Source organism: Streptomyces sp. NPDC086519, assembly GCF_040686075.1.
Taxonomy (GTDB): Bacteria; Actinomycetota; Actinomycetes; order Streptomycetales; family Streptomycetaceae; genus Streptomyces; species Streptomyces shenzhenensis.
The window spans coordinates 33075-48306 of the sequence record NZ_JBFBJL010000048.1 but is presented as its reverse complement, the minus strand read 5'-3'; the positions used below and the strand labels follow the sequence as shown (position 1 = coordinate 48306).

11 protein-coding genes are annotated in these 15232 nt (G+C 72.1%); 8 read left to right on the top strand and 3 right to left on the bottom strand.

Translation table 11 applies throughout. From position 1 onward, the window contains the following. Positions 1-62 precede the first annotated feature (62 nt). The 4 genes from glgC (at position 63) to AB0P24_RS34285 (ending at position 6856) form a co-directional block, all read left to right on the top strand. The gene (glgC, locus tag AB0P24_RS34300; protein WP_365800955.1) at positions 63-1283 is read left to right on the top strand and encodes a glucose-1-phosphate adenylyltransferase; all 1221 of its coding nucleotides are present in this window, start codon (positions 63-65) and stop codon (positions 1281-1283) included. 163 nt (positions 1284-1446) lie between these two features. Then, positions 1447-3768, top strand: coding sequence for a GH92 family glycosyl hydrolase (locus AB0P24_RS34295; RefSeq protein ID WP_365800953.1), 2322 nt, complete (start codon positions 1447-1449; stop codon positions 3766-3768). Positions 3769-3918: 150 nt separating this feature from the next. Then, on the top strand, positions 3919-5250 hold the full coding sequence (locus tag AB0P24_RS34290) for a wax ester/triacylglycerol synthase family O-acyltransferase (protein ID WP_365800951.1): 1332 nt from the start codon (positions 3919-3921) through the stop codon (positions 5248-5250). A gap of 103 nt (positions 5251-5353) precedes the next feature. Then, positions 5354-6856: an SDR family NAD(P)-dependent oxidoreductase gene (locus AB0P24_RS34285; RefSeq protein WP_365800949.1), complete on the top strand. Its 1503-nt coding sequence runs from the start codon at positions 5354-5356 to the stop codon at positions 6854-6856. A 141-nt stretch (positions 6857-6997) separates the two neighbouring features. Here the strand turns inward: AB0P24_RS34285 and AB0P24_RS34280 are convergent, their stop codons facing one another. Continuing rightward, positions 6998-7756, bottom strand: a complete 759-nt coding sequence (locus AB0P24_RS34280; protein WP_365800947.1) for an SDR family oxidoreductase — start codon at positions 7754-7756, stop codon at positions 6998-7000. Positions 7757-7781: 25 nt separating this feature from the next. Further along, positions 7782-8159 (bottom strand): hypothetical protein, encoded by a 378-nt coding sequence (locus tag AB0P24_RS34275; RefSeq protein WP_365800945.1) that lies wholly within the window; start codon positions 8157-8159, stop codon positions 7782-7784. 482 nt (positions 8160-8641) lie between these two features. On the opposite strand from AB0P24_RS34275, the gene AB0P24_RS34270 reads away from it, so the two are divergent. Beyond that, positions 8642-8815, top strand: a complete 174-nt coding sequence (locus AB0P24_RS34270; RefSeq protein WP_107436349.1) for a hypothetical protein — start codon at positions 8642-8644, stop codon at positions 8813-8815. Between the two features lie 57 nt (positions 8816-8872). Further along, positions 8873-9355: a GNAT family N-acetyltransferase gene (locus AB0P24_RS34265; protein ID WP_365800942.1), complete on the top strand. Its 483-nt coding sequence runs from the start codon at positions 8873-8875 to the stop codon at positions 9353-9355. Between the two features lie 43 nt (positions 9356-9398). On the opposite strand, the gene AB0P24_RS34260 is transcribed toward AB0P24_RS34265, so the two are convergent. Next, on the bottom strand, positions 9399-10742 hold the full coding sequence (locus tag AB0P24_RS34260) for an amidase family protein (RefSeq protein ID WP_365800940.1): 1344 nt from the start codon (positions 10740-10742) through the stop codon (positions 9399-9401). Positions 10743-10997: 255 nt separating this feature from the next. Between AB0P24_RS34260 and AB0P24_RS34255 the strand changes: the two genes are divergently transcribed. Both AB0P24_RS34255 and AB0P24_RS34250 read left to right on the top strand, forming a co-directional pair. Then, on the top strand, positions 10998-13379 hold the full coding sequence (locus AB0P24_RS34255) for an alpha-L-fucosidase (protein ID WP_365800985.1): 2382 nt from the start codon (positions 10998-11000) through the stop codon (positions 13377-13379). Continuing rightward, entirely contained in the window at positions 13372-15219 is a 1848-nt protein-coding gene (locus AB0P24_RS34250; RefSeq protein ID WP_365800938.1) for a family 20 glycosylhydrolase, read from the top strand. Before AB0P24_RS34255 ends, AB0P24_RS34250 begins: the two co-directional genes overlap by 8 nt. Positions 15220-15232 lie beyond the last annotated feature (13 nt).

Sequence of the window (15232 nt, the reverse complement as noted above, 5' to 3'; positions counted from 1 at the left end):
GTGCAGGCTTAGCGGGTGTGCTCCCAGGGCAGGCATGGAGCACCAGGGTGAGGGGAGCGGCCATGCGTCGTGGTGGGCCTTCGGTACTCGGAATCGTGCTGGCGGGCGGGGAAGGCAAACGCCTGATGCCGCTGACCGCGGACCGTGCTAAACCAGCTGTGACCTTCGGCGGTACCTACCGCCTGGTCGACTTCGTGCTGTCCAACCTCGTCAACGCGGACGTGCTGCGCATCTGCGTGCTGACGCAGTACAAGTCGCACTCGCTGGACCGGCACATCACCACCACCTGGCGGATGTCCAGCCTGCTCGGCAACTACGTCACCCCGGTCCCGGCGCAGCAGCGGCTCGGCCCGCGCTGGTACCTCGGCAGCGCCGACGCCCTGTTGCAGTCCCTGAACCTCGTCCATGACGAACAGCCCGACTACGTCGCGGTGTTCGGCGCCGACCACGTCTACCGCATGGACCCGCGGCAGATGCTCCAGCAGCACATCGAGAGCGGCGCCGGCGTCACCGTCGCGGGCATCCGCGTCCCGCGCGTGGAGTCCTCGGCCTTCGGTGTGATCACCCCGGGCTCGGACGGGCAGACGATAGAGACCTTCCTGGAGAAGCCCGCCGACCCGCCTGGCCTGCCGGACGCCCCGGACTCCGTCTTCGCCTCCATGGGCAACTACATCTTCACCACCAAGGCCCTGGTGGAGGCCCTGCACCGGGACGCCGAGGACGACGACTCGGTGCACGACATGGGCGGCTCGATCCTGCCCCAGCTCACCGCCCGCGGCGAGGCCCAGCTCTACGACTTCGCCGCCAACCACATACCCGGTGAGACCAGCCGCGACCGCGGCTACTGGCGGGACGTCGGAACCCTCGACGCGTACTACGACGCCCACATGGACCTGATCGCCGAGCGGCCCGCGTTCAACCTGTTCAACCGCAGCTGGCCCATCTACACGCACTCGTACCAGCTCTCCCCGGCCCGCTTCAACGCCGGCGGCATGGCGAGCGAGTCCATCATCAGCGCGGGCTGCCTGATCCGCGGCCAGGTCAGCCGGTCCGTGCTGTCCCCGGGCGTGCGTGTCGACCCGGGCGCGGTGGTCCAGGGGTCGGTGCTGCACGACAACGTCGTCGTGGGCCGGGGCGCGGTGGTGCGCGGCGCGGTCCTGGACAAGAACGTGGAGGTCCCGCCGGGCGCGACGATAGGCGTCAACCCGGACCGGGACGCGGAGCTGTACACCGTCTCCAGGGGCGGGGTCATCGCCCTCGGGAAGGGGCAGCTGGTCTCCTAGAACCAGCCCCGACTCATGTGCGACCGACTCATGCGCGACCCCGTCGCGCGTGCGCCAACTCGCGCGCGACGCGCGGTGAGTAAAAAACCCTCATTTGCCGGACTTTGCGGCTCTTTCCCCTCACGATGCAGACAGCAATGTCGAGCTTCGGAGGTCATCCGACATGAGAGGGACCCGGCGCACACGGCTGTGCCTCGCCGGGGTACTGACGGCGTCCGCGCTGTTCACCGCCCCCGCCGCAGGTGCCGCCGAACCGGCCGACGGCCACCTCACCGACCTGGTGAACCCCTTCATCGGCAGCCAGGACGAGGGCAACACGTTCCCCGGCGCGGCCGTGCCCTTCGGCATGGTGCAGCTCTCCCCGGACACCGGGCACAGCACCGGCTACGACTACTCCCAGCACCGGATCCGCGGCTTCTCCCTGGTGCACCTCTCCGGCGTCGGCTGTGCCATCGGCGGCGACCTGCCCGTGCTGCCCACCACCGGGGACGTCACGCAGACGGACTACGCCCGGTACGCCGCCGGGTTCGACCACGCCGACGAGGCGGCGAGCCCCGGCTACTACCGGGTCGGCCTCGACTCGGGCGTGACGGCCGAGCTGACCGCCACCGCCCGCACCGGCGTCCAGCGCTACACCTTCCCCGCCACCGGCAAGGCGAACGTCCTGCTCAACGCGGCCCAGGCGTTGCACAAGCCGGTCGGCAGCGAGGTCGAGATCCTCGACGACCACACGGTCCGCACCAGGATCACCGGCCACGGATTCTGCCGCGAGACGGCCCCCTACACCGTCTACACGGTCACCCGCTTCAGCCGCCCCTTCCTCGCGTACGGCACCTGGAACGGCACCGCGCTCACCCCCGGCTCCCGCACCGGATCCGGCGGCGCCTACGTCCGTTTCGACACCACCCGGGACCGTACGGTCGAGGCGACCACCGCCCTGTCGTACGTCGACGCGCACGGCGCCGAGGCCAACCTGCGTGCCGAAGGCGGACGTCCGTTCGACACGGTACGGCGGCAGGCCCGCGACGCCTGGGAGCGGCGGCTCGCCGACGTCCGCGTGCGAGGCGGCTCGCCGGCCCTCCGCCGTACCTTCTACTCGTCCCTGTACCGGACCTTCCTCGCGCCCAACGTCGGCGGTGACGCCGACGGCCGTTACACCGGCTGGGACCGCCGGATCCATCGCGCCCGGGGATTCACCTACTACCAGAACTGGTCGCTCTGGGACACCTACCGCACCCAGGCCCAGGCGCTCGCCCTGCTCGCCCCGCGTGAGGCACGTGACATGGCGCTGTCGGTGCTGAAGATCGACGAGGAGGGCGGCTGGCTGCCCAAGTGGGGCTACGGCACGGTCGAGACGAACATCATGACCGGCGACCCGGTCACCCCGTTCCTGACCACCGCCTACCAAACGGGCCTGCTCAAGGGGTACGAGGAGCGGGCCTACCGGGCGCTGCGGAAGAACGCCGACGGCGTGCCGCCGGCCGCCAACGCCGGGGTGGGCCGCGAGGCCAACGCCGCCTACCTCGCCGACGGGTTCGCGCCGTACCTCAAGGGCCGCCCGCACACCAAGGTGGGCGACTCCGACTACGACCACGGCGCCTCCGTCACCCTGGAGTACGCGCTGTCCGACGCGATGCTCGGCCAGATGGCCCGGGACCTCGGCCACGCCGCGGACGCGGCCCGCTACGCCGCCCGGGCGCAGAACTACCGCAACGTCTTCGACCGCTCCACCGGCTTCTTCCGCGCCCGCGACGCCGCCGGCGCCTTCACCGGCGACCCCGACCCGGCCCGCGGCATCGGCTTCCACGAGGGCACCGCCTGGCAGTACCAGTGGCTCGTCCCGCAGGACCTGCCCGGCGTGATCTCCCTGATCGGCGGCGAGCGCGCCGCCACCGCACGGCTCGACTCCTTCTTCGCCTACGACAAGCTGCTCGCCGACCCGGAGAGGACCGCACGCGAGGTGTGGGTGCACGGAAACGCGTACGCCTACTACAACGCGGCCGTGTACAACCCCATGAACGAGCCCGACCTGACCGCCCCGTACACCTACCTCTCCACCGGCCAGCCCTGGAAGACCACCGACGTGGTGCACGCGGCGCTGACCCTGTTCACCGACGGACCGACCGGGATGACCGGCAACGACGACCTCGGCACCATGTCCGCCTGGAACGTGCTGTCGTCCCTCGGCCTCTTCCCGGTGCAGCCGGGCTACGGCACCTGGGGCCTGTCCACGCCCGTCTTCGACCGGGCCGACGTCCGCCTCGACCGCCGCTTCTGGCCGAGCGGCGGGTTCACGGTGACCGCGCCGGGCACCTCCGCCGAGCACCGGTACATCCAGCAGGCCCGTACCGACAGCACCGACTACGGCCGTACCTATCTGACGACCGGTGCACTGCGCTCCCTGCGGTCGCTGGCGTTCACGGTCGGCTCGCGCCCGTCGGAGTGGGGTACGTCACCCGAGGCGGGGCCACCGGCGCTGAAGTGACCTCAGGTGCCCCATGAGCCCCGCCTCTTTCGGAGGGGGCGGGACTTAATGTGTTGTTAACTGAGCGTAGCCTGATCGTACTTGACCGTAATCGTGAGTCGGCGTTTGACTGCTGATCCACCCTCCGTCCGACGCGAGGCACCCGTTTTGATGACCGCGACTGCTGACCTGCTCGCACCTCTCGATCTGGCGTTCTGGAACATCGAGTCCGACCGGCACCCGATGCACCTCGGCGCGCTCGGCGTGTTCTCCGCGCACTCGCCGACCGCCGGCGCGCACGCCGCCGACCTGCTCGCGGCCCGGGCCGCCGCCGTGCCCGGACTGCGCATGCGCATCCGGGACGTCTGGCAGCCGCTCGCGTTCGGCGGCGCCGCCCGCGAGAGCGACCCGGACTTCGACCCCCTCAACCACGTCCGGCTGCACGCGCCGACCTCGGACTTCCAGGCCGACGCGAGCCGGCTGATGGAGCGTCCGCTGGAGCGCGGCCGGCCGCCGTGGGAGGCGCATGTGCTGCCCGGTGAGGACGGGGTGTCCTTCGCAGTGCTGTTCAAGTTCCACCACGCCCTCGCCGACGGGCTGCGCGCCCTCAAGCTGGCCGCAGGTGTCATGGACCCGCTCGACCTGCCCGCGCGCGCCCCCCGCTCGATCGAGCCGCCGCGCCCGATGCTCGCGCTGCCCGACGTGCGCAGGCTGCCCGAGCTGGTGCGCGGCGCCCTCTCGGACGTGGGCAGGGCCCTCGACATCGGCGCCTCCGTCGCCCTGTCCGCCCTCGGGGTGAGCTCTTCGGCCGCACTGAAGTCCGAGCCGACCGGCACCCGGAGCATCGCCGGGATCGACCTCGACATCGACGACGTGCACCGGGTCCGCAAGGCCGTCGGCGGCACCGTCAACGACGTCCTGATCGCCGTCGTCGCCGGTGCCCTGCGCCGCTGGCTGGACGAGCGCGGCGACGGCACCGAGGGTGTCGCCCCGCGCGCCCTGATCCCCGTCGCCAAGCGCCGCCCGCGCACCGCCACCCCGCAGGGCAACCGGCTCTCCGGGTACCTGATACGGCTCCCGGTCGACAACCCCGACCCGCTCGCCCGCCTCGACCGCGTCCGCACGGCGATGGTCCGCAACAAGGACGCCGGCCCCAACCGGGGCGCCGGTGCCGTCGCGCTGCTCGCCGACCACGTGCCCGCGCTCGGGCACCGGCTCGGCGGGCCGCTGGTCGGTCAGGCCGCCCGGCTCTGGTTCGACATCCTGGTCACCAGCGTGCCGCTGCCCGGCGTCGGCCTGCGCCTCGGCGGGCACCCGCTCACGGCGGTCTATCCGCTGGCCCCGCTCGCGCCCGGCCAGTCCCTGGCCGTCGCCATCTCCACCTACCGCAACCACGTCCACTACGGCCTGGTCGCCGACGCGAGCGCCGTCCCCGACCTCGACGTGCTGGCCCGCGCGGTCACCGACGAGGTGGACTCGCTGATCGCGGTCTGCGATCCATGATCCGGTCGAGTTTGGAGGTAATGCCCGGCGCTCCGTAAAATTCCGGGTTCGAAAGCGGGCGCGAGTCGGAGCGCCGCTGGTGGACCAGGGAAGCGGCAGCGCGATGACGGTGACACAGGACGGCCCGGCGGCCGAGGACACGGTGGAGGCCGTGGTCTACGGCCCCGGCATCGACCCCGAGCGGCTCGCCGTCTGCCTCGGCGTGCTCGCGGAGCTGGACGAGCTGGAGGTCGACCACCCGGACGCCATCGCGGTGCGCCGGGCCACGGCCGGCATCTACCGCACGGTCAAGCAGCGCCGCCGCCAGGAGCGCCGGGCCGCCAAGACCGCCCACGACAAGGCGGTCACCGAGGCCACCGCGACCGGCTCCGCCCAGCGCATCGACGACGAGACCGAGGGCCTGCTGCCCTCCTCCCGGACCGACGAGGGCAGGGTCGCGGGGATACTCCAGCGCCCGCGCTCCTGCTACACCTGCAAGAGCCGCTATGTCGAGGTCGACTACTTCTACCACCAGCTCTGTCCGGACTGCGCCCGGCTGAACCGGGCCAAGCGCGACGCCCGCGCCGACCTCACCGGCAAGCGCGCCCTGCTCACCGGCGGCCGTGCCAAGATCGGCATGTACATCGCGCTGCGGCTGCTGCGCGACGGCGCCCACACGACGATCACCACCCGTTTCCCGAAGGACGCCATCCGCCGCTTCAAGGCGATGGAGGACTCGGCGCACTGGCTGCACCGCCTGGAGGTCGTCGGCATCGACCTGCGCGACCCGGCACAGGCCGTCGCCCTCGCGGAGCAGGTCAGCGCGGCGGGCCCGCTGGACATCCTGATCAACAACGCGACCCAGACCGTACGCCGGCTGCCCTCCGCGTACGCCGCCCTGGTGGAGGGCGAGAGCACCCCGCTGCCCGCCGGTGAGCTCCCCGCCCACCACGTCATCGGCGCCTTCAACTCCGGAGCCGTCGACGGCATCGCCGCGCTGCCCCTCGGCACCAGCGGCCTGGACGCGCAGCAGGTCGCCGACCTGGCCCTCGTCGCGGGCAACGCCAGCGTGGCCCGGCACCTCGACGGCACCGCCATCGACGCGGGCGGCCTCGTCCCGGACGTCGTCGACAGCAACACCTGGGTGCAGACCATCGACCAGATCTCCCCGGTGGAGCTCCTGGAGACCCAGCTCTGCAACTACACGTCGCCGTTCATCCTGATCAGCGCACTGCGCCCGGCGATGGCCGCGGCCGCGAAGAAGGCGGCGCGCAAGCGGTCGTACGTCGTCAACGTCTCGGCGATGGAGGGCGTCTTCGGCCGCGGTTACAAGGGCGCCGGGCACCCCAACACCAACGCGGCCAAGGCCGCCATGAACATGGTCACGCGGACGAGCGCGACGGAGATGTTCGAGACCGACGGCATCCTCATGACCTCCGTCGACACGGGATGGATCACCGACGAGCGGCCGCACTACGACAAGCTGCGGCTGGCCGAGGCCGGCTTCCACGCGCCGCTCGACCTGGTCGACGGGGCGGCCCGGGTCTACGACCCGATCGTGCGCGGCGAGGAGGGGGAGGACGTGTACGGGGTCTTCCTGAAGGACTACGAGCCGGGCAAGTGGTAAGTCCTGCGTGATCGTGCGGGTGCGGGTGCGGGTGCGGGTGCGGGTGCGGGTGCGGGTGCGGGTGCGGGTGCGGGTGCGGGTGCGTGGGGGCTGGTCGCGCCGACGCGGTGGCCGGCCGCGGACCGGGACGGCCCCGGGCCCCTACGTGGTCGCGCGTGCCGCTCGTACCCGGGTGCCGCCGTCCACCACCAGGTCTGCTCCGGTCACCCACTCCGCGGCGTCCGAGCACAGCCACAGCACCGCCCCCGCCACGTCCTCCGGCTCGCCGATCCGCCCCATCGGGAGCCCCGCCGCGATCTCGTCCTCCCGCGGCTCCCACATGAAGCGGGCCATCTCGGTGCGGACCAGGCCCGGTGAGACCGAGTTGACGCGTACCCGGGGAGCCAGTTCGCCCGCCAGCTGCCGGGTCAGGTGCAGGAGCGCGGCCTTGCTGGTGCCGTACGCGCCCACATGGGGGCCGACATGGGCCGCGCCCTCCGTGCAGATGTTGACCACCGAGCCGCCGTGCTCCCGCATCCAGCCCCGCCACGCGCACTGCGTCAGCCGCAGCGGTGCCTCCACGTTGACCGTGAACGCCTCCCGCCACACGCCCAGGTCGGCGTCCATGAGCGAGCCGTACGGGCGGTTGGTCGCCGCGTTGTTGACGAGGATGTCCAGCCGCCCGAACTCGGTCAGCGCCAGCCGGGTCAGCTCCCGGGCGTGCTCCGGCTCGGCGACGCTGCCCGGCAGGCCGACCCCGCTGAGCTCCGCGGCCGTACGCCGCACCTCGTCCGCGTCCCGCGCGCTCACGCACACCAGCGCACCGGCCGCCGAGAGCGCCTCGGCGACCGCGCGCCCGATCCCGCGCGTACCGCCGGTGACGACGGCCGCCCTGCCTCTGAGCCCGTACGACGACGTCATCGCCGTACCGTCTCATGACGGGCCGTCAGTCAACAGCCCCCAGGCGGGAGTTGCGGGCAGCGACCAGTTCCAGGACGGTCCGCCAGTCCTCCAGGACGCCCGCGTCGAAGCCCGCGGTGCGGCTCTCCTCGTCGGCCTGGCGCAGTCGCAGCACGTCGTCGTGGGTGGCGGTGCCGTCCCCGCGAACGAGGTGGTAGACGCGTTCCCCGAGCAGGTGGCGTACGGCCTGCGCGGCGCCGTCGGCGGGGCCCAGCGGTTCCTCGATGCCGCGCACCAGGCCGGCGACCTGGAGCTCCTTGTCGGCGGGGCGGCCGCGGCGCAGCAGCGCCGCGGTGCGCAGGGCGCGCTGGTGCCGGCAGGCGTACAGCAGATCCATCAGCTCCTCGACGCTGCGCAGCTCCATGCGTCAGTCCTTCCGCGAGACAGCCGTTGTCCTGCGGCATCGGATCATGTCGAGTTTTCGACCCGGCCAACGCAGCCTGAACTGCGCGGCCTGTGAAGAAAGCGCAGGCTGTTCGTTCGAAAAAGTGTTCGTACACTGAGTCGAGCGGGTGGCGGATGAAAAGGGCATTATGTTACAAGCAGGTGCAATTCCGGGTCATCGAAGTGCGCAATGACTCGCGATAGTTACACCTTGTTTGCACTCCCTATCGAGCGGACCCCTGCTCATTTGGTTAATCTAGAGGGGACGGGCAGCAACAAGGGGTCCCACCCACACCCACGGTCCGTCCCGGGACAAGCCGGTCGACAAGGCCTGCTCTCTTGTGAAGTACCGGCGCCACCGCGTCCGAACTGGCCTTCCATCCAGACCCGCGCGGGCGCCTGGCACCGGAACGCAGACCGTCCGGCACGCCCCGAGGGTGACCGACACATAAGGAGTGCGCGGTGACACCTGAGAAGACGAATCGCGAGCAGCGCCCCAAGGAACGCACGGAGCGCGCGGGCACCCGGCCCGGACAGCTCGGCAGCCTCGACGTGTGGGCCCGGTCCGCCCCGATCCGCCTCGCGGGTTACGAGGAGGACCTCGCCGAGCCCCACATCCTGCCGAGCGTGGACTGACCGCAGGCCGGCTCCGTCGCGATCGCCGACGCGCATGGGCGTGCGAGACTCACGCCCATGCTGATCAGAGAAGCCACCGCGGCCGACTGGCCGCAGATCTGGCCCTTCTGGCACCGGATCGTCGCCGCCGCCGAGACGTACGGATGGGACCCCGACACCTCGGAGCAGGCGGCCCGCGACCTGTGGATGAGCCCGGCGAAACGTGTCTACGTCGCCGAGGACCCCGGCGGAGCCGTCGTCGGCTCCGCCTACCTCACCCCCAACTACGGGGGCCCCGCCGCCGGCGTCGCCAACGCCGGCTTCATGGTCGACCCCGACCAGGGCGGCCGGGGCATCGGGCGCGCCCTCGCCGAGCACGTCCTCGCCGAGGCCCGGGCGCACGGCTACCGGGCGATGGTCTTCAACGCCGTCGTCGAGACCAACCCCGCCGTGGCCCTGTGGACCTCCCTCGGCTTCACGATCCTCGGCACGGTCCCGCGCGCCTTCGACCACCCGGAACACGGACCGGTCGGCCTGCACATCATGTACCGCGCCCTGTGACCCGGCGGACCAGCGCCTCGGGGGCCTTTCCGGGAGGCGGGCCCTAGCCGAGCGGCGCCGTCCGCTGCCACGGCCGGAGCGTCTCCAGTTGCTGGGCCACCTCCAGCAGGACCGCCTCCGCGCCCGGCCGCCCCACCAGCTGTACGGCGCAGGGGGCGCCCGAGGGCAGCGTGCCGAACGGGACCGACATCGCGGGCCAGCCGGTCAGGTTCCAGGCCGGGGTCAGCGGGGAGTGGTTGGTTCCGGCCAGGACGTTGCGCAGCCAGCCCCGCTGGTGCCAGGGGGCCGCAAGCGGAGCGTGGCGGGCCAGGGCCGGGGTGAGCAGCACGTCGTACTCGGCGAAGAACGGGGTGAGCCGGGCGCGCAGCCGCTCGCGGGCGTCGCCCACCCGCACCCCGCGCAGGAAGCGGCGCCCGACGGCCGCGTGCACCCGGGTCCGCCGGGCCAGCAGGGCGGGGTCCAGACCGGCCGCGTCCACGGCTGTCCCGGCGGTCCAGTGCCGGAGCGCGGTGAGACCGATCGAGGGCGGGTACGGCGGCTCGGCGCGCCGCAGCTCGTGCCCGGTGTTTGCCAGCAGCCCGGCCGCCTCCGTCACCGCCTTCGTATACGCCCTGCTCACGGTGGTCCCGACCAGCGGGCTGCGCAGCGAGACGGCGATCTTCCGCGGGGTGTGCTGCCCGGCGCTCTCGAACTCCTTCTGCGCCAGCACCGCGAGCATCAGCCGGGCGTCCGCCACGGTGGTCGCCAGCGGCCCGTTCTCCGACATGCCGAACCAGTCGCCGTTGCCGATCCCGGCCGGTACCACCCCGGACCCCGGCTTGATGGTGACCAGACCGCAGTTGGCCGCCGGGATGCGCAGCGAGCCCATGCCGTCGTTGCCGAGGGCGATCGGCGCGAGCCCGGCGGCGACCGCGGCCGCGCTGCCGCCCGAGGAGCCGCCCGCGCTGCGCCGGGTGTCCCACGGGTTGCGGGTGACGCCGTGAGCCCCCTCGGTGGTGCCGAAGACACACAGCTCGGGCACGTTGGTCAGGCCGATGACCACCGCGCCCGCCGCCCGCAGCCGTGCCACGGTGACATGGTCCGCGTCCGCGGGCGTGTCCGGCATCGCGGCGGAACCGTCCAGATGCGCCTCGCCGCGCACCGCCAGATTGTCCTTCACCGCCAACGGCACCCCGGCGAGGGGAAGTTCCGCGAGGTCGGCGCGGGCGGCGACCTCGTCCGCCTCCGCGAGCGCCGCCTCCGCCCGGACCTTGCGGAACGCGCCGATCCGCCCGTCCAGCCGGGCGATCCGCTCCAGATGCCCGGCGACCACGTCCCGGGGAGTGGCCCGCTTCTCGCGTACGGCGGCGGCTATGTCGGCGGCGGTCCGGCCGGCCCAGTTGGTCACGGGCGCTCCTCGGGGTGCGGAATGCTTCTTACTCGTCGGTACGAAAGGGCACTCTGCCTCGCCGCGGGCTCCGCGTCGAGGGTCTCGGCCGCTGGTCACACCGAGCGGGTGCGCCGCGGGGCGGCCGTCGGCGGCGGCACTTTTCTCTCAGGTCATCCGACCACTTGGTGAACTCCCATTGGTGCACGCCCCATTGACAGGATTCGGGGCCCGCTCGATCATCAGACATCCGATGAATGGAGCCGCGCAATGACCATGTCTCCTAGTCCAAGACGACGTCAGGTGCTGGGGATCGCGGCGGGCACCGCCGCGGCGGCCGCCCTGCCTCTCGCCGCGCCGGCCGAAGCGCACGCCGCCGGGCCGGCCGAGGCCGGCGCGGCCGGTGCGCGGGTCCGGGCGGGGGAGGCGTCGTCCTGGGTTCCCGTCCCCGACCCGGTTCCCGTACCGCTCGACTCCCTCTATGACAACGATGGCATCGACACCGCCGCCGTCCGCGGCGGTGACTTCGACGGCTCCGGCTACACGTTCCCGGGCGAGGAACTCCCGGCCGGCCGCATCGAGGTCGACGGCGTCCCCTTCGCCTTCCCGGCCGCCACCGCGGGCGCCAAGAACAACGTCGTCGCGCTGGGCCAGCGCCTGGACCTGCCCAGGGGCCGCTACCTGTCGGCTCTCTTCCTCACCGCCGGCAGCTACGGCAACGCCTCCGGCACGGCCACCGTCCACTACGCCGACGGCACCACCAGCACCGCCTCCCTGAGCGGCGCCGACTGGTACGCGGTGGGCGGCCCCCTGTCGGCGCCGTACCGCTATCAGCCGGACGGCGGCAAGGACGAGCACAGCGTCGGGATCGGCACCTCGGAGGTGTGGATCGACCCGGGACGCGAGGCCGTCGCCCTCACCCTGCCGGTCACCGACCCGGCCGAGGCGGGCAAGACCGCCCTGCACGTCTTCGCGCTCTCCCTCCAGCCCGTCGCCCAGGGGCGGGCGCTGGTCCTGCGCGACACCCGGTCCACCAGCTCGCTGCTCACCGCCAGCGGCGCCCAGAGCGTCGAGGCCACCGTCGTCAACGCGGGCACCGTGGCGATCCTGGCGGGCGACGCGGTCTCCGTACATGTCGACGTCCCCGGCGCCCGCACGGTCGAGCCCGCCCGCATCCGCCGCCTGGACCCCGGCGAACAGGCACGCGTCCACGTCGGCATCCGCAGCCGCACGGGCACCGCGCCCGGCACCGCCGAGGACGGCACGGTGAGCGTACGCGGACGCGGCACCCAGGTCGCCGCTCGCCACAGCACGCTGACGCTCGGCACCGCCGACTACCAGCCCACCGAGACCTCGCTGGCCGGCCACCGGGCGCCGTACTGGTTCAACGACGCCAAGTTCGGCATCTTCATCCACTGGGGCGTCTACTCGGTGCCCGCGTGGGCGCCGGTCGGGGTGCAGTACGCCGAGTGGTACTGGGACCAGATGCAGGACCCGCACAACCCCACCCACGCCTACCACCGGGACACCTACGGCGCGGACTTCGCCTACGACGACTTCATCCCGCGCTTCACGGCCGAGAAGTTCGATCCGCGTGCCTGGGTGGAGCTGTTCCGGGACGCCGGAGCCCAGTACCACGTCCTGACCTCCAAGCACCACGAGGGCTTCGCCCTGTGGGACACCAAGGTCTCCGGCCGCAACGCCGTCCAACTGGGCCCGGAACGCGACCTGGTCAGGGAGCTGTTCGACGCGTCCCGGCGGTACACGCCCGAACTCCACCGCGGCCTCTACTTCTCCATGCCCGAGTGGTTCAACCCCGACAGCCCCTGGATGGGCCACGCCCCGCGCAACCCGTACACCCTGGATCCGCTGCCGTACACCGGATACACCGCGGGCAAGGACTTCGTGCGGGACTACCAGGCCCCGCAGCTGCTCGAACTGATCCACGGCTACGACCCGGAGATCATCTGGTGCGACATCGGCGGCGCCAACGACAGCGTCCACGTCCTCGCCGAGTACTTCAACCATGCCAAGAACCGCCACCGCCCCGTCGACGTGACCGTCAACGACCGTTCGGGCATCGGCTTCCACGACTACACGACACCCGAGTACACGACGTACGCCGACACGGTCGTCGCCAAGTGGGAGGCCAGCCGGGGCCTGGACCCCCGCAGCTACGGCTACAACCGGCTGACCCCGGACGACGCCTACATGACCGCCGAGGAGGTCGTGCGCAGTCTCGTCGACATCGTCTCCAAGAACGGCAACTTCCTCCTCGACATCGGCCCGCGCGCCGACGGCACCATCCCGGAGATCATGCAGACCCGGCTCCGCGAGACGGGCGCCTGGCTCGCCGTCAACGGCGAGGCGGTCTACGGCACCACGTACTGGTCGCGCATGGCCCAGCTCGGCGAAGATCTGCGGTTCACGGTCCGTCCGAACGAGGCCTTCTACATCCACTCCCTGACCCGGCCGGGTGCCAAGCTCACCGTCGAGGCGCCGGTGCCCGTCCGCGCCGGCGACAAGGTGACGATGCTCGGCCACGGCCGGCCGCTGACCTGGACCGTCGCCGGCGGTGCCCTGGTGATCGACGTGCCCGAGGCGGCCCGCAAGGCGGGCCGGCATGTGTGGGTGTTCAAGGTGGAGTGGCATGGGTGAGGTCAGGAAGAGGCTGCTGCGCCTCCTCGGGGCCGTGGCCGCGCTGACCCTGCTGGTGGCACCGACCTCGGCGGCGGCGCGGGAGCGGCAGGCTCCCACGCCGGTCACCGTGCCCGCGCTGACCGACTGGACCGCGGCGCAGGGGAGTTACCGGCTCAGCTCGCGGACGCGCCTGGTCGCCTCCGACGCGGCCGGGCGCCGGGTCGCCGACACCCTCGCCGACGATCTCCGGGCGGCCGGACACGGCGTGGTCCCGGTGGCCGGGGGCGCCTCCCGGCCGGGTGACATCGTCATCGACGTCCGCCCGTCGGCACGGCGCACGCTGGGCGCCGAGGGCTACGAACTCGGCTCCGGCCGACGGCTGTCGATCACCGGCGCGACCGAGACCGGCGCCTTCTACGGCACCCGCACCCTGCTCCAGTTGCTCGCCCAGGGCGACCGGATCCCCGCCGGGCGGACCACCGACGTGCCGCGCTACCGCGAGCGGGGCGTCGGCGTCTGCGCCTGCTACATCCACGTCTCCCTGCCCTGGCTGGAGAACCTGGTCCGCGAGATGGCGTACCACAAGCTCAACCAACTGCTCCTGGAGCTGAAGGTGAAGAGCGATGCCCATCCCGAGGCGAACACCTGGGGCTACTACACCAAGGACGAGATACGGCGCCTCGTCGCCCTCGGCGACCGCTACCACGTCGAGATCGTCCCGGAGATCAACTCCCCGGGCCACATGGACCCGTGGATCGAGAACCGGCCCGACCTCCAGCTCACCGATTCCGACGGCACCAAGCAGCCCGCCCGCCTCGACGTCACCCGGCCGGCCGCCTTCGACTACTACACGAGCCTGATGGACGAGTACGCCCAGGTCTTCACCGCGACGTCCTGGCACATGGGAGCCGACGAGTACATGCTCGGCTCCGACTACGCCAAGTACCCGCAGATGCTGGCCTACGCACGGGCCGAGTACGGCCCGGACGCCACCCCGCAGGACGCGTACGTCGACTTCGTCAACCGCGTCCAGGCCTACGCGGCGAGCAAGGGAAGGCGGTTGCGCATCTGGAACGACGGCCTCACCGGCGCCAACACCGTTCCCGTGGCCGCCGGCGTCACGGTCGAGCACTGGCTGAACGTGGCCGTGAAACCGAGCCGGCTCATCGCCCAGGGCTATGCGGTGATGAACGCGTCGTACTCCCTCTACCTCGTCCGCGGCGGCTTCCACAGCGACACCGGGGCGCTGTACGACCAGAGTTGGGACCCGCGCTCGTTCGAGGGCGAGAAACTCGCCTCCGCCGACGGCGTCACCGGCGCGAAGATCAGCCTCTGGCCGGACAACGGCAGCGGCGAGACCGAGAACGAGGTCGCCGCCGGTCTCTGGCCCGCCCTGCGCCACATCGCCCAGGCCACCTGGGGAGACCCCCACCCCGACGCCACCTACGCGCAGTTCACGGCGCGCGGCACGGCGGTCGGCCACGCACCGGGTTGGCGTGACCTGACCCGGACACCGGTGCCGGACGGCACGTACACCTTCCGGGCGGACGGGCGGTCGTACCGGGCGGAGGTCACCCGCACCGCCGACGGCTACGCCACCCTGCGCACCGCCGACGGCTGTCTGGAGGTCCGCGGTGGCAAGCTCACGCTCAACGTCCCCCTCCAGCCGGGCGTGCCCGTGACCTGGCAGCCGTGCGACAGCGAGAACACCCTTCAGCGCTGGGAGTTGCAGCCCGTGGCGGACGGCTACCGGCTGGTCGACGCGATCACTCAGATGGCGGTGACCGTGACGGACGACGGCCGGCTCGTCCAGTACCCGCCGGACCAGCGCACCCCCGTCCTCTGGCACCTGACCTGACCCGAGGAGCACG

Bases quoted from the DNA above. Each gene is read 5' to 3' on its own strand.
- glgC (WP_365800955.1), top strand. From the start codon at position 63: ATGCGTCGTGGTGGGCCTTCGGTACTCGGAATCGTGCTGGCGGGCGGG.
- AB0P24_RS34295 (WP_365800953.1), top strand. From the start codon at position 1,447: ATGAGAGGGACCCGGCGCACACGGCTGTGCCTCGCCGGGGTACTGACG.
- AB0P24_RS34290 (WP_365800951.1), top strand. From the start codon at position 3,919: ATGACCGCGACTGCTGACCTGCTCGCACCTCTCGATCTGGCGTTCTGG.
- AB0P24_RS34285 (WP_365800949.1), top strand. From the start codon at position 5,354: ATGACGGTGACACAGGACGGCCCGGCGGCCGAGGACACGGTGGAGGCC.
- AB0P24_RS34280 (WP_365800947.1), bottom strand. From the start codon at position 7,756: ATGACGTCGTCGTACGGGCTCAGAGGCAGGGCGGCCGTCGTCACCGGC.
- AB0P24_RS34275 (WP_365800945.1), bottom strand. From the start codon at position 8,159: ATGGAGCTGCGCAGCGTCGAGGAGCTGATGGATCTGCTGTACGCCTGC.
- AB0P24_RS34265 (WP_365800942.1), top strand. From the start codon at position 8,873: ATGCTGATCAGAGAAGCCACCGCGGCCGACTGGCCGCAGATCTGGCCC.
- AB0P24_RS34255 (WP_365800985.1), top strand. From the start codon at position 10,998: ATGTCTCCTAGTCCAAGACGACGTCAGGTGCTGGGGATCGCGGCGGGC.
- AB0P24_RS34250 (WP_365800938.1), top strand. From the start codon at position 13,372: ATGGGTGAGGTCAGGAAGAGGCTGCTGCGCCTCCTCGGGGCCGTGGCC.